We start from the raw sequence: 21,637 nt of genomic DNA, 5'->3' as shown, positions 1-21,637 counted from the left end.
ACGCACGGGACGCCGTGCATCCGGATGGGATGCACGGCCCGCTGCAAGCCTGCCTCTCAGAAGCTGTATTTGACGTGGGTGTGCACGCGCTGCAGATCGCCTTCGAGGCCGTTCTCGAGGCGCCGGTCGGCCCAGCTGATCTCGCCGCCGATGTCGAGCTTCGGCGCCGGCGAATAGATCATGTTCACGCGAAACGACTGCGCGCGCTCGGTGACGAAGCCGCCGGTGAGCAGTGCGTCGTTGTCGAGCGCGGCGATCGAGTAGACGACGTTGCCGCGCAGCTTGGCGTTGAACGCATGCCGCCACGCGGCGAATCCGCCGTAACCGCTCTGGCTGTGCAGGCCGCCGTCGGCGTCGAGCACGGTGTCGCTGCCGAGCGCGAAGCCGAGATAGCGACCGATGCCGTCGCCGCCGCTGACCATGTAGCGGATGTCGTCGCTGGCGCCGAGGTTGAAGCGGCCCGACACACTGAGCGCCGCCCCTGATGCGGTCGCATCACCGTTGCGGAAGCTGCGTGCCAGACCGGCGACGGTGAAGTGTCCCCAGTCGCCGCGGGTGATCCAGCGCGCAGTCACGTCGGGCGCACGATTGTCGCCACTGTTGAAACGCGCGGCTTGCGACAGGTACGGCGTGACCGTCGTCTGCGGATTCTCGATCGACACCGACCACGGCCCGCGCGTGTAGCGCACCTGCGCCTGGCGGTTGAACACCGTGCCTTCGGAGGGACCGGTGAAATCGACGGTATCGGGCAGCGCAGCGACGTCCTGGAAATTCGACCAGGTCTGGCCCGCGAGCCAGCCGTTGTAGCTGACGTAGGCCTGCCGCAGCGTCAGCGCATAGGTGTTGGTGATGGTCTCGTTGCCGGCGAATGCGTTGCTGCCGCCGCCGTACATGTCGGCCTCGATGTACGCCTTGATTGTGTTGCCGCTGTCGGTCAGCGTGTCGGCGCCGAACGAGAAGCGCGAGAACTGCGCGTGCAGATCGCTATAGGTGCTGCGCGCGCCCTGTCCGTCCGCGGCGACCGGCGTCGCGCCCGGGAAGTAGAACAGGCGACCGGCCGAGCCGTCGGCGATCTTGCCGTCGCTGGTGCTGGTCGTCATCGCATCGAGTTTGATGAAGCCCCCGAACGAGAACGTGGTGTCAGGCGCTGCGCCCGGCATCGCCACGGTCTTCTGCGCCGGCGCTGCTGCGACGGATGCGGCTGCTGTGGCGGGCGCCGTTGCGACAGGTGCCGACGACTGTGCGACCGCCGGCGACTCGGCGGTGCCGCCGTGCGCTTCGAGCAGCGCGCGCAGCTCGCGCATCTCCTGCTCCATCTGGCCCAGACGCGCTTCGACAGCGGCGACGTCGATGTCCTGCGCCGCGACGGGCGCCGCGCAGGCGGCCGCGAGGGCCAGGGCGAGCGACAGGCGCGCGCCCTTCCGGTTCGATCTCAACATGAAGCTCCCCTCCCAGGGCGACAGCCGGCGCCGGAATGGCGCCGGACGGAACATGTGTCGTGGATTCAGACGAAGCGCAGCCCGGTCGAGCCGAGGCCGTCGATGCGGACCTGGACGTGGTCGCCGGCCTCCACCGCGACCGCGGCCGTGATCGCGCCCGACAGCACCACGCTGCCGGCGGGCAGCGACTGCCCGCGCGCATGCAGCATGTCGACCAGCATCGCGACCGCGCGCGCGGGATTGCCGAGCACCGCGGCGCCCGCACCGACCTCGACCACCTGGCCGTTCTTCTCGAGCACCACGCCGATCGATTCCAGATCGCGCCCGTCCGCGGACGCGGCCTTCGAGCCGATCACGTAACGCGAGGCCGACGTGTTGTCGGCGATGACGCTCGGCAGGTCGAAGCGGAAATTTTCGTAGCGGGAATCGATAACTTCGATGGCCGGCAGCAGGCACGCGGTCGCCGCCAGCACCTGCTCGACCGTGCACTCCGGGCCCTGCAGGGCGTCGCGCATGACGAAGGCGATCTCGGCTTCGACCTTGGGATGGATCAGCGCCGCGGTCTCGACCGCCGCACCGTCGTCGACCGCGCTGTCGCTGCCGAGGAAGCCGTAGATCGGCGTGTCGACGCCCATCTGTTCCATCTTGGCGAAGGACGTCAGACCCATCTTCATGCCGACCAGTCGCACGCCGCGCGCGAGCTTGAGCGCACGCAACGCGTCCTGCACGCGGTAGGCCGCTTCGGTATCGAGATCCGGCTGCGCGTCGGTGACCTTGACAACGTCGCGCACGTCGCGCTCGGCGTCGTGCAGCAGCGTGGCGATCTCTTCGATGGTGGCGGGCGACAGGCTCATGCGGCCACCTCCGGCTGCGCGGCCGCGGTGCCGCGTGCGCGCGCCACGTCCAGGGCCACGTCAACGATCATGTCCTCCTGACCACCGACCATGCGCCGCTTGCCGAGCTCGACGAGGATGTCGACGGCGCTGATGCCGAAGCGCTGCGCCGCGGCTTCCGCATGTCGCAGGAAACTCGAATAGACGCCGGCATAGCCGAGCGCCAGGGTTTCGCGGTCGACGCGCACCGGACGTTCCTGCAACGGACGCACGATGTCGTCGGCGGCGTCCATCAGCGCATACAGATCGCAGCCGTGCTGCCAGCCGAGCTTCGAAGCGGCGGCGATGAAGACTTCCAGCGGCGCGTTGCCCGCGCCGGCACCCATGCCAGCGAGACTGGCGTCGATGCGGTCGCAGCCTTCCTCGACGGCGACGATCGAATTCGCCACGCCCAGCGACAGGTTGTGATGCGCGTGCATGCCGGTCTGCGTGGCACTGTCGAGCACGTCCTTGAACGCGCGGAAACGTTCGCGGATCTCGGTCATGCCCATCGCGCCGCCGGAGTCGACCACGTACACGCACGAGGCGCCGTAGGACTCCATCTTCTTCGCCTGCGCGGCGAGCGCGGCCGGCTCGGCCATATGGCTCATCATCAGGAAGCCCACCGCATCCATGCCCAGCGTGTTGGCCGCTTCGATGTGCTGGCGCGCGACATCGGCCTCGGTGCAATGCGTGGCCACGCGCACCACGCGCGCGCCGGCGGCGTAGGCATCCTTCAGATCTTGCACGGTGCCGATGCCGGGCAGCAGCAATGTCGCGACCCGGGCGTGCTGCACGGTCTCGGCGACGGCCTCGATCCACTCCAGATCGGAGTGCGCGCCGAAGCCGTAGTTGAACGAGGCGCCCTGCAGGCCGTCGCCGTGCGCGACCTCGATCGAGTCCACGCCGGCCTTGTCGAGGGCCGCGGCGATCTGCCGCATCTGCGCGACCGTGTATTGATGGCGCACTGCATGCGAGCCATCGCGCAGGGTGACGTCCGAGATGTAGAGCGTCTTGCCGCTCATGCCTGCGTCTCCTGCGGTGCGGCCTGCAGCGTCGCGGCGATGCGTTCGCCGGTCGCGAGCGCGGCCGAGGTCATGATGTCGAGGTTGCCGGCGTAGGCCGGCAGGTAATGCGCGGCGCCTTCCACCTCGAGAAACACCGACGTCTTGAGGCCCGTCACCGGACCGAGTCCGGGCACGTTGACCGGCTGTTCGATGCGCTCGAACTGCACGGTCTGCTTGAGGCGATAGCCCGGCACGTCGCGCGCGACGCGCGCCACCATCGCTTCGATCGCCGCTTCGACGCGCGCGGTGTCCACGTCGTCGGACAGCACGTAGACCGTGTCGCGCATCAGCAGCGGCGGCTCGGCCGGATTGAGCACGATGATCGCCTTGCCCTTGCGCGCGCCGCCGACCGCCTCGATCGCACGCGAGGTCGTTTCGGTGAATTCGTCGATGTTCGCGCGCGTGCCCGGGCCGGCCGAGCGGCTCGAAATCGACGCGACGATCTCCGCGTAATGCACGGTGGCCACGCTCGCCACCGCGGCGACGATCGGAATCGTCGCCTGGCCGCCGCAGGTCACCATGTTGACGTTGCCGGCATCGAGATGCGCATCGAGATTGACCGACGGCACGCAGTAAGGGCCGATCGCCGCGGGCGTCAGATCGACCACGCGGATGTCCGGCCGCGCCGCGCGCAGCACCGCGTCGTTGTGGACGTGCGCCGCCGCGGACGTCGCATCGAACACGATCTGCACGTCGTCGAACGCCGGCGACATCGTCAATCCGTAGACGCCGGCATCGCAGGTCTCGACGCCCATCGCGCGGGCGCGCGCCAGACCGTCGGAAGCAGGATCGATGCCCACCATCGGGCCCATGGACAGTGCCTGGCCGTGGCGCAGGATCTTGATCATCAGATCGGTGCCGATGTTGCCGGAACCGATCACGGCAGCCTTGACGGGCATGTGTGACTCCTCGAAACGATGAAGAACCGGACGCGCGACCGCGCCCGATAAGAAGGGGACGCCGTGCGATCAGACGAAGTGCAGGTCCACCGCGCCGATGCCGCCGACGCGCAGGCGCAGGTGGTCGCCGCGGACGACAGGCGTCAGCGGCACGAGTGCACCCGAGAGAATCGTGTCGCCGGCCTTGAGGCCACTGCCCAGCCGGCCCAGCTGGTTCGCCAGCCACACCACGCAGTTCAATGGCGAGCCGAGCGCGGCGGCGCCGGCGCCGGTCGAGAGCAGCGCGCCGTTCTTCTCCAGCGCCATGCCGCAGGTCCCCAGATCGAGTCCGATCGGCGACACGCGCGCCTCACCGGTGACGAAGGCCGCGGCGGAGGCGTTATCGGCCACGGTGTCGAGAATGCCGATCTTCCAGTCGCGGATCCGCGAGTCGACGATCTCGAAACACGCCGACACCGATTCGGTCGCCAGCAGCACGTCGTGCAGCGTGACGCCGGGACCGGCAAGATCGCGCTTGAGATGGAAGGCGATCTCGCCTTCTGCGCGCGGCGCGATCATGCCGTCGACGGGAATGGCGCCACTGCGCGAATGGTCCATGCGATCGGTCAGCACGCCGAAGTCGGGCTGGTCGACGCCGAGCATCCGCTGCACGGCCACGCTGGTCAGACCGATCTTGCGACCCACGACGGTCTCGCCTTCGGCGAGCCGATGGGCGATGCCGGCCTGCGCGATCGCGTAGGCGCCGGCGAGATCGAGTCCGTCCACGCGACCGGTCAGCGGATCGATCGGCTGGCCACTGCGCAGCGCCGCGTGCAAGGCATCGGCATGCGTCGAGATCGCTACGGTCATGCTGCCGTCTCCGGCGCCGGATCGCTCTTGAGCCGCGCGCCGACGGCGAAGCGGTTCGCCGGGACTTCGTGGACCATGACGCGGATCGACGGCAGCGGTGCATCGAGGGTCGCGCTGACGACGCGCGCGACTTCGCGGATGCAGGCTTCGATGCGTTCGGAATCGCGGCCTTCGACCACGGTGATCTGGATGACGGGCATGGGGTTCTCCAATCGGTGTCGGGTCAGGCGAGCTCACGGCCCTTGGTCTCGGGCAGGCACACCCAGACGATCAGGCCGGCCAGCGCGAAGAACGCGGCCGTTGTCACCAGTCCGCTGGTGACGCCGTAGCGCGTGGAGATGAAGCCGATGAGGAACGGCGCGACGGCGGCGATCGCGCGGCCGCCGTTGTAGACGAAGCCCTGCGCGGTGGCGCGGATCGTCGTCGGGAACAACTCGGCGAACGTCGGGGCGAATCCGCTGTAGAAGCCGGTGCCGAAGTAGGCGACGACCACGCCGAAGACCATCAGCATCTCGGGCGACCGGATGGTCGCGAAGATCGGCACGACGAGCGCCGAGGCGAGGAAGAACAACAGGAAGGCTTTCTTGCGACCGATCCGGTCGGCGATGTAGCCGAAGGTGATGAAGCCCGCGGCCGCGCCGACCTGCATGATCACGATCCAGATCGTCGACTTGACCAGATCCAGGCCGGGGCCGCCCTCGGCGACCGGCGTGGCCAGGTACGTCGGGATCCAGGTGAACAGTCCCCAGTAACCGCACATCGCGGCCGTGGTGAACGCCAGGCCGATCCAGGTGTTGCGCGCGTAGGGCCCGCCGAACAGCTCGCGCACCGTTTCGCCGAACGTCAGTCGCTTGGTCTGGCTGAGCCAGATGTCCGGCTCCTTGACGTGGCGGCGCACATAGAACGCCAGCAGCGCCGGCAGCAGACCGACCGCGAACACCCAGCGCCAGCCGGCGACCGGGATCACCAGCGCCGCGACCACGGCGGCGGCCGCGTAACCGGCTGCGAATGCGCTCTGCACCCACGCCATGACCTTGCCGCGATGCTTCGCCGGCCAGGTCTCGCTGACCAGCGCCGAGCCCGCCGACCATTCGCCGCCCACGCCGAGGCCGACGATGATGCGGAACAGCATCAGCTGGCCGAGCGTGTCGGCCAGACCGCACAGCGCGGTGCCGACCGAGTAACAGATGATGCTGAGCATCATCGACCGTGCGCGTCCGAGACGGTCGGCGAGGAAGCCGAACACCAGCCCGCCCGCGGCCGTCGCCATCAACGTGGCCGACATCACCAGACCGGCCGAAGACTTGTCCATGCCCAGATCGACGATCACGTACTTGATGACCATCGCGAACAACATCAGATCCATGATGTCGAGCATCCAGCCGAGATAGGCCGAATTGAACGCGCGCCACTGCTGCTTGCTGGCGCCCTTCCACCAACGCTCGTCGCGGGCGTTGCTTCCCATCTCCGCACTGCTGTCTTGAGACATCGCACGCCCTCCCGAGCGAGTTGCAGCAGGTCTGTGCCTGCATGACTGGTCTGTCACGTTTGTATCGTTGATCGATACTCGTGTATCAATATACAATAAGTCTCGATCAATGATCCACATCATTCATTTCGTATCGACAGTCGATACAAATGAGTCTCACGAGGAGTTCCTGCATGCGCGCGCTGACCCTGCGTCTCTACGAAGACCTGTTGCCTGCGGGCTGCCCGCCCGTCTTTCTGCCGGCGACGCCGCGTGCGCTGTATGTGGTGGACGGCGGCCTGACGCTGGAAGGTCCGGACGATGGGCAGTGGCTGACCGCCGGCACCGCGCGCGTCTCCCAGGACTGCACCACGCTCATTGGCGACCAGACGGATACGCGGATCTGGCGCTGGGAGCTGACGGACGCATCGACACCTGCGGCGCCTGTGCTGCCGTCGGCGCCTTCGACGTCGACCACATTGAAGCTGGAAGCCGACGTCGCACTCGACCCGCGCTTCGACTGGCTGATGCGTTGCGACGAGGTGGGCTTTCCGCCCGGTGGCGTCGCCCTGACCCACGTGCACCAGGGCCCGGGCATCCGCATCTGCGCGAGCGGCGAGATCTCAATCGAGACCCAGGGCGCGCGACACACGCACGCACCGGGCGAGGCCTGGTTCGAACTCGGCCCTGCGCCGGTGCTCGCGCCGACCACCGAAAACACCTCGACACGGTTCGTGCGCTGCTTCCTGCTGCCGCGCGCGGTGCGAAGCCGCAGCTCGATCCGCTACGTACGCCCCGAAGACGCGGACGCACCGAAGGTGCAGACGTATCGCGTGTTCGCCGAGCGCGACATCGACCTCCCCGCCTGAAGGTGCGCGGGTTACCCTCCGACGGCGCACGTCGCGCGAACGGCTTCCTGAGACACATCACCGACCCATGCAGAACGCAGATCCCTCCACCGATCTCGGCGATGCCGCACTGCCGACCGCCGTCGTTTCGCTGAAGGTCATCGAGGCACTGGCCAATGCGCCGCACGGTCTGGGCGTGACCCAGCTGTCGAACCTGCTCGGCATGCCGAAGGCGCGCGCGCACCGGCATCTGAGCGCGCTGCGCGAGCATGGCTACGTGACCCAGGACGCGACCAGCAACCACTACCGGGTCGGCTGGCAGCTGTATCTGCTGGGCCGCGCGTGCGTGGGCCGCTTCGATCTGATGACGCTGGCCAAGCCCGCGCTGCAGCGCCTGCGCGACGAGGTCGGACAGACCATCGTCATCGCCTCGTACGCGGACGACTCGGTGATCGTCATCGACTTCCTGCGCGGCACCTCGCCGATCGAGATCACGCTGCGACCCGGCAGCCGCTTTCCGCACAACACCAGCGCGCAGGGCAAGGTGGTCCTCGCGTTCGGCCCCGACGAGGTGCGCGACGGCTTCCTGTCCGCGCCACTGGCGCAGAGCACCCCGCTGTCGATCACCGATGCGAACGCACTGCGCGCGGAGATCGACACCGTCCGCGCACGCGGCTGGTCCGATGCACCCGAGCAGTTGTTCACCGGCATCAACGCGCTCGCCGCGCCGTTGCTGCAGGCCGACGGCTCGCTGTTCGGCACGCTCGCGATCGTGGGCTCGATCCACTACCTGCCGGCATCGGCCGATCCGCAGCACGTCGAATCCCTGCTGCGGACCTCGCGCGAAATCTCCGCGATGCTGGGGTTCCAGACGGACTGAAGCACTGTCCGCGAGCGCGGGTCGAACCGGCCGTGGCGAATCGATCCAGGCCGTCGGAATGACCGCCGCCTGCATGCCGCGCCGCATCTCGCCAAGCCCCCGGCGATGGCACAGACTACGCGCCTCACCTCGACCGGTTGATCGACATGCAGGCCTGGCTGCGACGCAAGGACATCAACCGGATCACCGAGCATGAGGAGGGCCGTCGCCTGGTCCGCACGCTCGGCTGGCCGCACCTGATCGCGCTGGGCATCGGCGCCATTGTCGGTACGGGCATCTACACCTTGATCGGCGTCGGCGCGGACAAGGCCGGGCCCGCGGTGCTGCTGTCCTTCATGATCGCGGGCGTGGTCTGCGCCTGCGCCGCGCTGGCCTACGCCGAGCTGTCGACGATGATGCCGGCGGCCGGCAGTGCCTACACCTACAGCTACGCGGTGCTCGGCGAGGCGATCGCCTGGGTCGTGGGCTGGAGCCTGATTCTCGAGTACTCGCTGGTGGTGAGCACGGTCGCGGTCGGGTGGTCGGGCTACTTCGTCGGCTTCCTCGAGTGGCTGCAGACGAACTTCGGCTGGAACGTCACCCTGCCCGCCGCGCTGGCGGCCGGGCCGCATGCCGGCGGCGTACTCAACGTGCCGGCCATCGTCATCACGTTCGCGGTCGCCGGCCTGCTGATCGCGGGCACGCGCGAAAGCGCCACGCTCAATGCGGTGCTGGTGGTGTTCAAGCTGATCGCGCTCGGCGTGTTCATTGCGGTTGCGCTGCCGGCGTTCGATGCGGCCAACCTCGAACCCTTCATGCCGTTCGGCTTTCCGAAGTCGCTTGGCGCCGACGGCGTCGAACGCGGCGTCATGGCCGCGGCCGCGATCATCTTCTTCGCGTTCTACGGGTTCGATGCGATCTCCACCGCGGCCGAGGAAACCAGGAATCCCGGACGCGACCTGTCGATCGGCATCGTCGGCTCGATGGTCGGCTGCACGATCATCTACATGCTGGTCGCGCTGGCCGCGGTGGGTGCGATGAGCTTCGCGGTGTTCGGCAAGAGTGCCGAACCGCTGGCGCTGATCATGCGCGAGCTGGGCCATCCCACCGCTGCACTCGCGATCGGCGTGGTCGCGATCATCGCGCTGCCGACCGTGCTGCTGGCGTTCTTCTACGGCCAGAGCCGCATCTTCTTCGTCATGTCGCGCGACGGCCTGCTGCCGCGCGGCCTGTCGAAGGTCAATCCGCGCACCGGCACGCCGGTGGCGATCACGCTGTTCACCGCCGTGCTGGTCGCCGCGCTCGCAGGCGTGGCGCGGCTGGACGAGATCGCCGCGCTCGCCAACGCCGGCACGCTGGCCGCGTTCACTGCAGTGGCCGTCTGCCTGCTGGTGCTGCGCCACCGCGATCCCGAACGTCCGCGCGTGTTCCGCACGCCGCTGGCGTGGGTGGTCGGACCGGTCGCGATCCTCGGCTGCCTGTATCTGTTCTGGAGCCTGCCGTCGCGCACGCAGCTGTGGTTCCTGGCGTGGAACGTGCTCGGCGTCGTGGTGTATCTGGTCTACTCGCGCCGCAACAGCGTGCTGGCGAAGGGCGGCGTGGCGTAACGCGTCACCACGTGCGGCGACTCAGTCGGCCTTGCGTCGCCGCACCGGAATCGCACCGGCATCGAAACGCGCCAGTTCTTCCGCACCCTCGCGGATCGGCGCGCCATGCGGCGGCGACCACGCCATCGCGGTGATCCACTCCCAGCTCGCCGGCAGACCCTCGGCCGTTCGGAACTGTTCGTAGTGCGCGGCGGCGGCGGCGAAGCGGGCGCGGCCGGTCAGGGCGCGACGACGATCGGCGAGTGCATTGGTCGCGCCGATCGCGCGTTGCTCGCGCATGAGCGCCGTCATGTCCGGATGCCAGTGCACGGCGACATCGCGGTCGACGACGGGATTGCGGAAGCCGGCGCGCATCAGGGCATCACCGAATTCGGCGATCGAGGCGAACGGGCTGACGTGCGGCTGGGCATCCGCGACGCCGAAGGATTCGCGCAGTTCGATCAGGGTCTGCGGGCCGAAGGTCGACACCAGCAGCAGGCCGTCGGGCTTGAGCACGCGACGGAAACCGGCGAACGCGGACGGCAGGTCTTCCACCCACTGCAGGCACAGGTTGGAGAACAGCACGTCGACGCTGTTGTCGGCGAAGGGCAGCAGGCGCAGATCGGCGCACACGCGGTCGACGGGCTTCTGCAGGCCGAGACGATCGCGCCAACCGGTGCGGACCGGCGCCTGCTGCAGCATCGACAGCGAGAGATCGACCGCGACGATGCGCGACTTCGGCCACCGCTGCCGCATCGCCAGCGCGGCATGCGCCGGGCCACTGCCGACATCGAGCACGACGCCCGGCACGCGGTCGTCGAGATACTCGAGCGATTCGAGCAGCTGCGCTTCCACGCCATGTTGCAAGGCGGCGGCGCCGGCGTAGCTCGTCGACGCGCGCGAAAACGCGCGGCGGACCTGGCGGGGATCGAAAATCGGTTTCATGCGGCGTCGAGGAATTCGAGCAGACGCGCGGCGACCGCGTCGGCGTGGGTCAGGAAGGGCGCGTGCCCGGCATGCGCGACGGTGTGGGCGACGGCGCCGCTTGCGAGGGCAGCCGAAGCTTCCATCGCGCGCGGATCGACGAGGCGGTCGCGACGACCGGACATCCACAGGCTGGGCACCGAAAGCGCCGGCAGGTGTGCGCGCAGATCGGTCTTTTCCAGCAGGCCGAGTCCGTCTGCGAGCACATGCGCAGCCGGCTCGCCGCGTGCGAACACTTCGGCGCGCAGCGCGCGCAGTTCGCTGCGCGCATCGTCGGACCCGAAAGCCTCCAGCGCGATGAAGCGGTCCAGCGTGCCGCGGTAGTCGCTGCGCAGACCCTTGGCGAAATCGCGGAAGATCTCCGGCGACATGCCATGCGTCCAGTCGGGACCGCGCACGAAACGCGGGCTGGCGCACAGCATGACCAGTGCGGGTACGCGATCGGGATGCAGCGCCGCGGCCTGCAATGCGATCAGGCCACCGAGTGACCAGCCCAGCCACGGCGCGGGCGGCAGCGCATCGACCAGCGCATCGACGACGGGATCGATCGCCAGTGGCAGCGTGCTGTCGCGGCTCAGGCCGTGGCCCGGCAGGTCGACGAGATACAGCGTGCGCTGCGATTCGAGGCGCTCGCGCAACGCGGCGAATACGCCGCCGTGCATCGCCCAGCCGTGCAGCAGCACCAGCGGTGCGCCCGTGCCTGCCACTTCGATGTGCAGGCCGTGAGGATTGTCCAATGTGTTCACGCGCCTTTGTCTCCACGCAACGCTTTCGTGCGACGCGCGCTGCCGGCCGCGGGACGTGCGACGACGATCGCGAATGCCACGATGCCCAGCGTCACCACCACCGCGCCGATCAATGCACGGCCCTGCGGCCACGCCTCCTGCAGGAACAGCGCACCGAGGAACGCCGCGAACAGCAACTCGGCCGCCTGCATCGCCTCGGCCGCGCCCAGCGCGACCGGGTTGTCGCGGACCATGCCGGTCGCCTGGAAGAACAGGATGGTCGCGATCACGCCGGCGCTCAGCGCCACGCCTGCCGCCAGCCACACCTGTGACATCGACGGCGTGCCGGCTTCGTTCCAGGCGAACGCCGCCACCAGCAGCCACAACGGCTGGCTGGCGAGCGTGAGCCCGAACACGCGCTGGGTGGCATTGAGGTCTTCGCCGGTGCGCTCGAGATGCAGCAGCAACAGGCGATTGCCGAGCGGATACGCGACCGCCGCGGTCAGCACGCAGAGCAGTGCGATCCATCCGGCGCGATCGAGCCCGGGACCACCGTGACCAAACTGCATCAGCAACACGCCGACGAGGATCGCTGCGGCGATGCCGAGCGCAGCGGGCGGCACGCGCCGGCGCGCATCGCGATACAGCAGCGGCGCGCACAACATGCCGGCGATCACGGTGAACTGGAAACTGCCGGCGACCAGCCATGCCGGCCCGCTCGATGCCGCGAACGAGAGCATGCAATAGAACAGCAGGAAGCCGATCGCACTGCAGCGCAGCCACGCCCACGGATGCGCGGCGATCGCGCGCAGCACCGGTTTCGTGCCGCCCTGCAACGGCATCAGCGGCAGCAGCAACGGCAGGGTGATGAAGTAACGCAGACACGCAGTCCACGCCCAGTGGCCGCCGCCGCTCGCGCTCGCGCGGTTGAGCACGTAGGTCATGGTGAAGAACAACGCGGATGCGAGTGCGATCCCGACCGCGAGCAGGGCGCGGCGGGCGTCGTGTTGCGGATCGGTCATGGTGTCGGAACGGCAGGTGCGGCTGCAGTCGCCGGTGGCAGCGCATCGCGTGCGGCGGCGAGTGCATCGACCAGCGCATCGACATCGGCATCGGCATGCGCAGCGCTGAGCGTGACGCGCAGACGCGCCTGGCCCTCGGGCACGGTAGGCGGGCGGATGGCGGCGACCCAGAAACCGGCCGCGTCCAGCGCGCGCGACAGTGCCAGCGCGGTCGCGTTGTCGCCGCAGCGTAGCGGCTGGATCGGCGTGTCGGACGGCATCAGGTCGAGCCCCCGACGCTGCGCACGTGCGCGGAAGCGCTGCACCAGTGCAGTCAACCGCTCGCGACGCCAATGCTCCTGGCGCGCGATCCGCACCGCCGTCAGCGCGGCGCCTGCGACCGCGGGGGGAAGCGCGGTCGTGTAGATGTAGGGGCGTGCGGTTTCGGCGAGATGGCCGATCAGATCCGCGTCACCCGCCAGCACCGCGCCGCACCCACCGAGCGCCTTGCCCAGCGTGACCAGCTGCAGCGGCACCGCCTCGATGTCGAGCCGTGCATCGGCGACGCTGCCGCGGCCATCGGGGCCGAGCACGCCCACGCCGTGGGCATCGTCGACGTACAGCAGCGCCTGCTGCACGCGCGCGACGATCGCCAGCTCGCGCAGCGGCGCGACATCGCCGTCCATGCTGAAGACGCCGTCGGTCGCGAGCACGGCCGCACCCTCCGGCACGGTGCGCAGCTGGCGCAATGCGCCCTGCGCATCGGCATGCGGATAGCGGCGTAGACGACAGCCGGCGAGTCGCGCGGCATCGATCAGGCTGGCGTGGTTCAGACGGTCCTGCACGCAGGCATCGCCTTCTCCGAGCAGCCCCTGCAACACCGCGAGATTCGCAGCGAACCCGCTGCCGAACAGCAACGCCGCCGGCACCTGCAGCCAGTCGGCGATCTCGCGTTCCAGCGCGTCGTGCAGCGCGTGGTGGCCGCTGACCAGATGCGAGCCGCCACTGCCCGCGCCATGCAGCGCCGCGGCATCCTGCAGCGCGCCGGACACCTGGTAGTGCGAGGCGAGGCCGAGGTAATCGTTGCTACAGAAGTTCAGCAGCCAGCGCGCATCGCGGCCGTTATCGAGCACTTCGCAGCGCATGCCGTCGCGACGCGTGACCGTGCGCCGCACGCGACGTGCCTGCGCCTCCGTGCGAGCATCGCGCGCATCACGCGCACGCGTACGCAGATCGGGCCGCTCAGGCGCCACGGCCGGCCCAGATCGCCAGGGCACCCATCGCGATCGCAGGCAGCACGACGAGACCATTGATGGCCACGCCAGCGCGAGCCGAACGGTCGAGCTTCATGCGCGTGGCGTCCTGCGCATCGGACACGCTCTTGTGCGCGAGCAGCAGCACCGCAACGAACAGCGCGCCGGCGAACAGCACATGCGCACCTGCATCGCGGAAATACAGCACGACGCCCCAGACCAGCACACCGACTGCAGCCAGACGTGCGATCGCCAGCAGCTTCGACTGTCCATCGCGCACGGTCAGCGCGAATCCGCTCAGACCCACCAGCGCCAGCAGCACCAGATAGGCCCAGGCGAACCACGGAATCATGCGGCGAAACTCCGCGGGTGCTGCGGCAGCTCGATGATGTCGACGTGGGCGGTGCCGGGGTGATCGTGGTGCTCGGCATCCACGTGCACCTGCATCGGCCGCAGGCCCAGACGCGCGAACAGCGCCATGTCGCGTTCGGTGTCCGGGTTGCCGGTGGTCAGCAGCTGCTCGCCGTAGAAGATCGAGTTGGCGCCGGCGAGGAAGCACATCGCCTGCAGTTCGTCGCTCATGTCCTGACGTCCGGCCGACAACCGCACCATCGAGCGCGGCATCAGGATGCGCGCGACCGCGATCGTGCGGACGAAATCGAAGGGATCGATCTCTTCCGTGCCGTGCAGCGGCGTGCCTTCGACCTGCACCAGCCGGTTGATCGGTACCGAGTCCGGATGCGAGGGCAGATTCGCCAGCGTGCGCAGCAGGCCGGCGCGCTGGCGCCCGGTCTCGCCCATGCCGACGATGCCGCCGCAGCAGGTCTTGAGGCCCGCGTCGCGCACGTGTTCGAGCGTGGTCAGGCGGTCCTGGATCTCGCGGGTCTGGATGATCGAATCGTAGAACTCCGGATCGGTATCCAGATTGTGGTTGTAGTAGTCGAGGCCCGCGTCCTTGAGCGCGCGCGCCTGCTCGCCGGTCAACATGCCGAGCGTCGCGCAGGTCTCCAGACCGAGCGCCTTGACCTCGCGGATCATCGCCGCGACCTTCGGCACGTCGCGGTCCTTCGGGGAACGCCAGGCCGCGCCCATGCAGAATCGCGTGGCACCGGCGGCCTTGGCCTGGCGGGCCTTCTCCAGCACCGCGTCGGTCTCCATCAGCTTCGTCGCCTGCACGCCGGTGTGATAGCGCTGCGCCTGCGGGCAGTAGCTGCAGTCCTCGGGGCACCCGCCGGTCTTGACCGACAGCAGCGTGCTGACCTGGACCTCGGCCGGATCGAAATGCTGGCGGTGCACGCTGGCGGCGCGGAACAGCAGTTCGGGCATCGGCAGCGCGAACAACGCTTCGATCTCGCTGCGCGACCAGTCGTGACGAAGGGGGGTGGGCTGGCCGGCGGCTTCGCGGGCGTGGCTGACAACGGACATGGCGATCTACCGACGGTGACGGCGGGACAAGCCCGGCAGTCTGGAAAGCATGCCCGGCGCTGTCAACCAGAATCCACCCGCCCCGGTTGACGGGCGTTGGCGCCAGTGGCTCCGCGGCCTGCTGCATACCGCGCTGCCCGGCCGCTGTCTGGTGTGCCGCGAGCCCGGCGCAAACGGGCGCGATCTCTGCCCCGCCTGCACCGCCGCGCTGCCCTGGATGCCGCATGCCTGCGCGCGCTGCGCGCAGCCGCTGCCCACGCCCGATCCGGTCTGCGGCGCCTGCCTGCGTCGGCCGCCGCCTTTGGACGCGGTGATCGCCGCGTTCGATTACGGATTCCCCGTCGACCGGCTGCTGCCGCGCTTCAAGTTCCATCGCGATCTTGCCGCCGGCGCGCTACTCGGCGACTGTCTGGCGCAGGCGACGTCCCACGCGGCACGCGCCGCCGCGCTGGTGCCGATTCCGTTACACACCGCGCGACTGCGCGAGCGCGGCTACGACCAGGCGCTGGAGCTCGCGCGCCTACTCGCCCGTCGCCACGGCCTGCCACTGCGCACCGATCTGCTGCGCCGCGTGCGTGAGACTGCGCCGCAGTCGCGACTCGATGCAAAGGCGCGGCGACGGAATCTGCGCAGTGCGTTCGCGGTCCAGCGCCCTGCCGGAATGCCGGCACACGTCGTGCTGATCGACGACGTCATGACCACGGGCGCGACGCTGCACGCGGCCGCGATTGCACTCAGACGTGCGGGCGCGCAGCGCATCGAGGCCTGGGTCTGCGCGCGCGTGCGGTGACCGCTACAACGTGCTGGCCGGCGTCGACACGCGCTCGATCAGGAACGTCCGCAGGTCCTGCGGACTGCACGGCCGGCTGATCAGATAGCCCTGCGCTTCATCGCATTTCCAGCGACGCAGCAGCTCCAGCTGCGCCTCTGTCTCCACGCCTTCGCCCACGGTGCGCAGACCCAGCTCGGCGCCGAGCCTCACCAGCGTGCGCACCAGGCGCGCGCGACGCCCGTCGGCTTCCATGCCGTCGACCAGCGACCGGTCGATCTTGATCGCCGTCGCAGGCAAGGCATTGAGATAGGCGAAGTTGCTGTAGCCGGAACCGAAATCGTCGAGCGCGATCGAAAAGCCCAGGGTGCGCAGCGTCTGCAACTGCGACACCACGGCCTCGCCCTGCAACCAGTGGCCTTCGGTGATCTCGAACTCGATCCGGTTCGGCTCCACGCCGTACTGCTCGGTCAGCGCGAATGCGCGTTCGACGATGCGACCGTCTTCCAGGTCGGCGCCGGCGAGATTGATCGACACGCCGATGCGGTGGCCGAGCGCATCCCAGTCCGCCAGTTGCCGCAGCGCCTGCTGGATCACCCACTGGGTGACGCGCGGCATCAGCGGGGTGGTCTCGATGATCGGCAGGAACTCGTTCGGCCCGACGGTTCCGAGCGTCGGATGCTCCCAGCGCAGCAACGCCTCGACCCACGCCACCTGCCCGGTCGCCAGGTCCAGCCGGGGCTGGTACGCGAGATGGAACTGCTGCTCGCGCAACGCCGCGTCGACCTGCGTCGCGAGCGTGTGCTGTCGACGCAGGCTGGCGTCGCGCGCGGCATCGTAGTGCGACCACGGCACACCCCGTTCGACCGCGGCGTGCAGGGCGGTCACCGCCATGCGCATGGCGTCGTCCTCGCCGTCGCCGTGGAACGGCGCCAGACCGGCGTGGAAACTCGCCGACATGTCGAGCCCGTGCGTGTGCACCGGCTGCATCACGTGTTTGCGCATGCCCGACAGCAATCCGAGCAGGCCGTCGCCGCCCTCGTCGGGCAGCAGGAACGCGAAGCGCGCCGTGTCCACGTGATAGAGCGGCGCGTCGTCGTTTAGCAGGTCCAGGATGCGGAAGGCCGCCTGCCGGATGATGGACTCCGCAGGCCCCTGCCCCAGCGCCTGGGTCAGACGACTCGATGCCCCGGACTCCAGCACGTCGATGACGACCAGTTGCATCGTGCCGAACATCGACTGGCGCTTGCGGATCGCGACGTCTGCCGACAGCTGCTGCCGGTTCGGCAGGCCGGTGACCGGATCGCGTCGACCGATCATCCGCAACAGCTGGATCTGGTTCACGGCGAGATCCGCAAACGTGCGCAGCGCGATGTGCTGCGCGTTCGACAGGCGCCGCGGTTCGAAATCCACGACACACAAAGTGCCGACGTTCACGCCGGACGAGAGTGTGAGTGGCGCACCCGCGTAGAAACGCATGCCGTCTTCGGTGACGGTGCGGAAGCGTGCGAAACGCGCGTCCTGCGAGAGGTCCTCGACCTCGAAGACGCCCTTGGATCCGATCGCCACCGCGCACACGGAAATCTCGCGTTCCGTCGCCTTGAGGTCCGTGCCGACGGTCGAGATGAAATGCTGTTCGAACTCCTCGACCACCGTGATCAGCGCCATCGGCGCATCCAGCGCCTGCGCGGCGAGCCGGGTGATGCGATCGAGATCCGGCGTGCCCTGCAACCCCAGCAGATCGAGGCTGCGGATCAGTGCCAGTCGGTCCGCCTCGTGTTCGATGTGTGCCATCCGCCCACTTCCCTGTCCTGACGTCGAATCTGCGCACCCGTCTGTCGTGACGAGATGACGGGCACGAGGACTCGCGCGGTACGCGAGTCCACAGACTCAGCCACGGAATCCAGCGGCGGAACCGGACGCGGCACCCCGAGGATACCCGGCGGCCGCTAATCTCCCGGCCAGTTCACCACGTCCATCGAAGGCCGCTGTCCCCTAGCCCTGACTCGCCTGCGGAGCTTGCCACGACAGCGACCGTCGAGCGTGAGCATGCTCCTCAAGCGTCGTGGCGCCGTTGCGCCCGGCCATGGGGAACCGGCTGGGCGGACGCGCATCCGTCAGCCCGGCAATCGCGTCGATCGAGCGTATCTCATCGCCCGACTCGCCTTCCTGAAAGGATGCGTCGCACCTTCGCGCCGACGCTCAGTGCATCAACCCCGTCGCCGGCGGCAACGCGTAATGCGCCGCAATGCCCACAAAGATCGCCATGCCGACCCAGTGGTTGTGCAGGAACACGCGGAAGCAGGCGTCGCGATCTCGGTATCGCGCGACGAAGAATTCCCAGACGACGAGCAGTGCGGCGAACGCAAGACCGAGCCAGTAGTTCGGCCCAAGCCCCGCCTCACGCCCCACGAGCGCGAGCGCTGCGAAGGCCAGCGCGTAGAGCACGCCCTGCGCGACCAGATCGAGATCGCCGAACAGGATCGCCGTCGACTTCGAACCGGCGCGGATGTCGTCCTCGCGATCGACCATCGCGTACCAGGTGTCGTAGCCCGTGGTCCAGAAGATGTTGGCCAAGAACAGCACCCACCCGATCGGCGGCACCGTGCCCTGCACGGCCGCGAACGCCATCGGAATCGCCCAGCCGAACGAGATGCCCAGATACACCTGCGGCAGGTAGGTGTGGCGCTTGAGATAGGGATAACTCGCCGCGAGAAAAATGCCGACGACGCTCATCGCGACCGTCAGCCAGTTCATCGTCAGCACCAGCGCGAACGCGACCAGCATCAGCACTGCGAACAACAGCAACGCCTCGCGACCACGCACCGCGCCGCTGGCGAGTGGCCGTTCCTTGGTGCGTTCGACATGCGGATCGAGCCAGCGGTCGGCGTAGTCGTTGATCACGCAGCCCGCCGAGCGCGTCAGCCAGACGCCAGCACTGAACACGAAAAGCGTCCATAGGGGCGGCACGCCCTCGGCCGCGATCCACAGCGCCCACCACGTCGGCCAGAGAAGCAGCAACCACCCGATCGGCCGATCCCCACGCACCAGCGCCCAGTACTGCCGCAGGCGCTCGCGCCAGCGAGGGACGGCGGGTTCGGAGAAGCGTTCGTAGTCGTGCATGGCGATGGGAGGATATCAGCGGCGCTGATATGTCGAGATGCGTTGTGCCCGGAAGAGCGGCGCGTGCAGGTCAGCCGCGAACGAATCCCCTCACCCCGCCCCCTCTCCCGGGGGGAGAGGGGCTTAGTTCGCGCGAGCTTCGGCTTCTAGCCCTCTCCGGCAAAGAGGGTGGGTAAGTGACGCATCAACGCGCGACCCGCCTCACGCCTTCGCGTCCGCCTTGTACTCGTAGTAGCCGTAGCTGTAGTAACCCGTCGCGCGCTTCTCGACCGCGTTGAAGATCGCGCCCTTGATCGTCACCCCGTTCTGCTCGAAGCGCTTCTTCGTCAGCAGGATTTCCTTCGGCTGGTTCACGCCGAAACGGGTCACCAGCAGGCTGGACCCCGCGTGATGCGCGACGATGGCGGCGTCGGTCACGGCGAGGATCGGCGGGGTGTCGATGATGATCAGATCGTAGCGGGGCGACAGGCTTGCGAGCAGTTCGCCGAAGCGTGGATGCATCAGCAGTTCTGACGGATTCGGCGGCACGTCGCCACGCACGAGGTAATCCATCCCTTCGACGCCCGGCGCCTGCTTGATCGCGTCGTCCACCTGCACCTTGCCGGCCAGCACGTCGGACAGACCATCGGTCTGCGTCGTGCCGAGCACCTTGTGCAGCGTGCCCTTGCGCATGTCGGCGTCGATGACCAGCACCTTCTGCCCCGCCTGCGCGATCACGGCTGCCAGATTCGCGGACACGAACGTCTTGCCGACCGCCGGACACGGACCGGAGATCGTCAGGATATTGTTCTTCGCTTCGAGCATCGCGAAGTGCAGGCTCGTGCGCAGGCTGCGGATCGCCTCGACGGCGAGATCGGCCGGCGCGTTGACTGCGAGCAGGTGCTGGCGTTTGTCGAAGCCGGCATCGCGGCGCACGCGCCCACTCCGGTTGCGGATGCGGTCGGTGATCAGCAGATCCTTGGACGCACTCAGCGGGATCGCGGCATAGACCGGCAGGCCGAGCTCCTCGATCTGCGCAGGGTCTTCGATACCGGGATTCATGATCCGCTGCAGGAACACCAGGCCGACAGCGAGGAAGCCACCGAGCAGCGTGCCGACCAGCACGATCAGCGACTTGCGCGGCTTGACCGGCTTGGCGGTATCGACGACGGCTGGATCGACGATGCGGACGTTGCCCACCGTGCCCGCGCGTGCGACGTCGAGTTGCTGGGCCTGGTTGAGGAGGCCGGTGTAGAGCTCGTTGCTGACCTGAAGATCGCGGGTCAGGCGCAGCAGTTCCTGCTGGGTGTCGGGCAGATTGCTGACCTGGCGGCGGAAACCGGCCTTGCGGCCTTCGAGTTCGCCGAGCTGGCTCATCAGCGCGCGGTAAGCCGGATGCTCCCGGGTGAAGCTACGGTCCATCTCGGCCTGCTTCATCTTGAGCTGCTGGATGCTGGTCTCGACCGCGACTTCCTGCTGCAGCAGACCCTGGGTCTGCATCGTGATGTCGACCGAGTTGGCCGTCGTCTGGTACTGGCTCATCGCCGACTGCGCGGCTTCCACCTGCAGACGGATCGTCGGCAACTGCTCGCGCACGAAGGTCAACTGCGAGGAGGCTTCTGCCGAGTTGCGCTCGACGTTCTGACGCACGTACGCGGCAGCAACCTGTTGCAGGAACGCTTCGGCGAAGACCGGATCCTTGTCTTCGAAATTGAGTCGCAGGATGCCTGAGTCCTTGCCCTGCTCCGACGCTCGCACTTCCTGCTGATAGCCGGCCACGACATCGAGGCGGCGCAGGCGTGTGACCTCGAAACGTGTGCCCGGGTTCGCGCGCAGCGCGGCGACCTGCAGCTTCACGCCATTGCCTTCCGCCTCGGTGCCGACCGTGCCTTCAAGCAGCGTTTCGCCGTCCGGGCCCTGCAGCACGAAGCGCGACGTATCGTCGCCGACGACCAGGGTCAGCGGCTCGTCGACAAGAAACGCCGGCACATCCAGACCCACGACTTGCAGCGATTCCCCGCCCCAGCCGTAGCTGGACGCGCCGAACTTCGCGGGTGCCACAGCGTCTGCTGCATCAGCGCGGAAGCGACGTGCAAAAAAGTCTCCGATCAGCGGGAAGCGCTTCGGCTCCACCACGATGTCGGCCTGCAACGCATCGACGGCCTCGCCGATCACGGCACGCGATGTAATGAGCGCAACTTCGGTCGTGGAAGCGGAGCTGTTGCCGCCCATGCCCAGCGACGAAAGATCCGACAGACCGGGAATCGACGGCATCTTCGATTCCACCTGCACCATCGATTGCGCCTGGTAGACCGGTGTCGCGAGCAGCGCGTAGGCCACACTGACCACGAAGAACAGTGCCGTGATGCCCGCGATCCACCACTTGCGGTCGATCAGCATGCCGGCCAGCTCGCGCAGGTCGATTTCGTCCTCATCCCTGGACGGGTTCTGCGAATCCTTGTTCATCTCATTTCCGGTCATATCAAGCGGC

At 68.2% G+C, this 21,637-nt stretch carries 20 protein-coding genes; 4 read left to right on the top strand and 16 right to left on the bottom strand.

Going from position 1 to position 21,637, the window contains the following annotated elements:
- Positions 1-56: 56 nt before the first annotated feature.
- The 7 genes from AC3A5T_RS03560 to AC3A5T_RS03530 form a co-directional block, all read right to left on the bottom strand.
- Positions 57-1,439, bottom strand: coding sequence for a DcaP family trimeric outer membrane transporter (locus AC3A5T_RS03560; RefSeq protein WP_487627382.1), 1,383 nt, complete (start codon positions 1,437-1,439; stop codon positions 57-59).
- A gap of 65 nt (positions 1,440-1,504) precedes the next feature.
- Positions 1,505-2,293: a 2-oxo-3-hexenedioate decarboxylase gene (dmpH, locus tag AC3A5T_RS03555; protein WP_487627381.1), complete on the bottom strand. Its 789-nt coding sequence runs from the start codon at positions 2,291-2,293 to the stop codon at positions 1,505-1,507.
- Entirely contained in the window at positions 2,290-3,336 is a 1,047-nt protein-coding gene (gene dmpG, locus AC3A5T_RS03550) for a 4-hydroxy-2-oxovalerate aldolase (RefSeq protein ID WP_487627380.1), read from the bottom strand. Before dmpG ends, dmpH begins: the two co-directional genes overlap by 4 nt.
- Positions 3,333-4,277, bottom strand: coding sequence for an acetaldehyde dehydrogenase (acetylating) (locus AC3A5T_RS03545; RefSeq protein WP_487627379.1), 945 nt, complete (start codon positions 4,275-4,277; stop codon positions 3,333-3,335). Before AC3A5T_RS03545 ends, dmpG begins: the two co-directional genes overlap by 4 nt.
- Positions 4,278-4,346: 69 nt before the next feature.
- Positions 4,347-5,126 carry a fumarylacetoacetate hydrolase family protein gene (locus AC3A5T_RS03540; RefSeq protein WP_332077867.1) on the bottom strand — a complete coding sequence of 260 codons (780 nt, stop codon included), beginning with the start codon at positions 5,124-5,126 and terminating at the stop codon, positions 4,347-4,349.
- Positions 5,123-5,326: a tautomerase family protein gene (locus AC3A5T_RS03535; RefSeq protein ID WP_332077866.1), complete on the bottom strand. Its 204-nt coding sequence runs from the start codon at positions 5,324-5,326 to the stop codon at positions 5,123-5,125. The genes AC3A5T_RS03540 and AC3A5T_RS03535 overlap by 4 nt, the downstream gene beginning before the upstream one ends.
- Positions 5,327-5,349: 23 nt before the next feature.
- On the bottom strand, positions 5,350-6,591 hold the full coding sequence (locus AC3A5T_RS03530) for an MFS transporter (RefSeq protein WP_487627378.1): 1,242 nt from the start codon (positions 6,589-6,591) through the stop codon (positions 5,350-5,352).
- A 197-nt stretch (positions 6,592-6,788) separates the two neighbouring features.
- Between AC3A5T_RS03530 and AC3A5T_RS03525 the strand changes: the two genes are divergently transcribed.
- The 3 genes from AC3A5T_RS03525 to AC3A5T_RS03515 all read left to right on the top strand — a co-directional run bounded on the left by AC3A5T_RS03525 (position 6,789) and on the right by AC3A5T_RS03515 (position 9,908).
- Positions 6,789-7,463: a hypothetical protein gene (locus AC3A5T_RS03525; RefSeq protein WP_487627377.1), complete on the top strand. Its 675-nt coding sequence runs from the start codon at positions 6,789-6,791 to the stop codon at positions 7,461-7,463.
- 67 nt (positions 7,464-7,530) lie between these two features.
- Positions 7,531-8,322 (top strand): IclR family transcriptional regulator, encoded by a 792-nt coding sequence (locus tag AC3A5T_RS03520; RefSeq protein ID WP_487627376.1) that lies wholly within the window; start codon positions 7,531-7,533, stop codon positions 8,320-8,322.
- A gap of 146 nt (positions 8,323-8,468) precedes the next feature.
- Positions 8,469-9,908 carry an amino acid permease gene (locus AC3A5T_RS03515; RefSeq protein WP_487627375.1) on the top strand — a complete coding sequence of 480 codons (1,440 nt, stop codon included), beginning with the start codon at positions 8,469-8,471 and terminating at the stop codon, positions 9,906-9,908.
- Between the two features lie 21 nt (positions 9,909-9,929).
- Here the strand turns inward: AC3A5T_RS03515 and bioC are convergent, their stop codons facing one another.
- Genes bioC through bioB form a run of 6 tightly spaced genes read right to left on the bottom strand, consistent with a single transcriptional unit; the run spans position 9,930 to position 15,275 of the window.
- Positions 9,930-10,832, bottom strand: coding sequence for a malonyl-ACP O-methyltransferase BioC (bioC, locus tag AC3A5T_RS03510; protein ID WP_487627374.1), 903 nt, complete (start codon positions 10,830-10,832; stop codon positions 9,930-9,932).
- Positions 10,829-11,590 (bottom strand): pimeloyl-ACP methyl ester esterase BioH, encoded by a 762-nt coding sequence (gene bioH / locus AC3A5T_RS03505; protein WP_332078710.1) that lies wholly within the window; start codon positions 11,588-11,590, stop codon positions 10,829-10,831. The genes bioC and bioH overlap by 4 nt, the downstream gene beginning before the upstream one ends.
- 23 nt (positions 11,591-11,613) lie before the next feature.
- On the bottom strand, positions 11,614-12,618 hold the full coding sequence (locus AC3A5T_RS03500; protein ID WP_487627373.1) for a multidrug resistance efflux transporter family protein: 1,005 nt from the start codon (positions 12,616-12,618) through the stop codon (positions 11,614-11,616).
- Positions 12,615-13,850, bottom strand: a complete 1,236-nt coding sequence (gene bioF / locus AC3A5T_RS03495) for an 8-amino-7-oxononanoate synthase (RefSeq protein WP_487627372.1) — start codon at positions 13,848-13,850, stop codon at positions 12,615-12,617. Before bioF ends, AC3A5T_RS03500 begins: the two co-directional genes overlap by 4 nt.
- The gene (locus AC3A5T_RS03490) at positions 13,840-14,202 is read right to left on the bottom strand and encodes a hypothetical protein (protein WP_487627371.1); all 363 of its coding nucleotides are present in this window, start codon (positions 14,200-14,202) and stop codon (positions 13,840-13,842) included. Before AC3A5T_RS03490 ends, bioF begins: the two co-directional genes overlap by 11 nt.
- Positions 14,199-15,275 carry a biotin synthase BioB gene (gene bioB / locus AC3A5T_RS03485; protein WP_332077857.1) on the bottom strand — a complete coding sequence of 359 codons (1,077 nt, stop codon included), beginning with the start codon at positions 15,273-15,275 and terminating at the stop codon, positions 14,199-14,201. The genes AC3A5T_RS03490 and bioB overlap by 4 nt, the downstream gene beginning before the upstream one ends.
- A 49-nt stretch (positions 15,276-15,324) precedes the next feature.
- Here bioB and AC3A5T_RS03480 point away from each other — a divergent pair, with 49 nt between their 5' ends.
- Positions 15,325-16,065: a ComF family protein gene (locus tag AC3A5T_RS03480; RefSeq protein ID WP_487627370.1), complete on the top strand. Its 741-nt coding sequence runs from the start codon at positions 15,325-15,327 to the stop codon at positions 16,063-16,065.
- Between the two features lie 3 nt (positions 16,066-16,068).
- On the opposite strand, the gene AC3A5T_RS03475 is transcribed toward AC3A5T_RS03480, so the two are convergent.
- The 3 genes from AC3A5T_RS03475 to AC3A5T_RS03465 form a co-directional block, all read right to left on the bottom strand.
- Positions 16,069-17,838, bottom strand: a complete 1,770-nt coding sequence (locus tag AC3A5T_RS03475; protein WP_487627369.1) for a putative bifunctional diguanylate cyclase/phosphodiesterase — start codon at positions 17,836-17,838, stop codon at positions 16,069-16,071.
- A 408-nt stretch (positions 17,839-18,246) separates the two neighbouring features.
- The gene (gene ubiA / locus AC3A5T_RS03470) at positions 18,247-19,167 is read right to left on the bottom strand and encodes a 4-hydroxybenzoate octaprenyltransferase (protein WP_487627368.1); all 921 of its coding nucleotides are present in this window, start codon (positions 19,165-19,167) and stop codon (positions 18,247-18,249) included.
- A 201-nt stretch (positions 19,168-19,368) separates the two neighbouring features.
- Positions 19,369-21,612: a polysaccharide biosynthesis tyrosine autokinase gene (locus AC3A5T_RS03465; protein ID WP_487627367.1), complete on the bottom strand. Its 2,244-nt coding sequence runs from the start codon at positions 21,610-21,612 to the stop codon at positions 19,369-19,371.
- Between the last annotated feature and the right edge of the window lie 25 nt (positions 21,613-21,637).

The organism is Luteimonas sp. Soil_C_16 (assembly GCF_057657295.1).
This window is presented reverse-complemented; position numbering and strand designations above follow the sequence as displayed.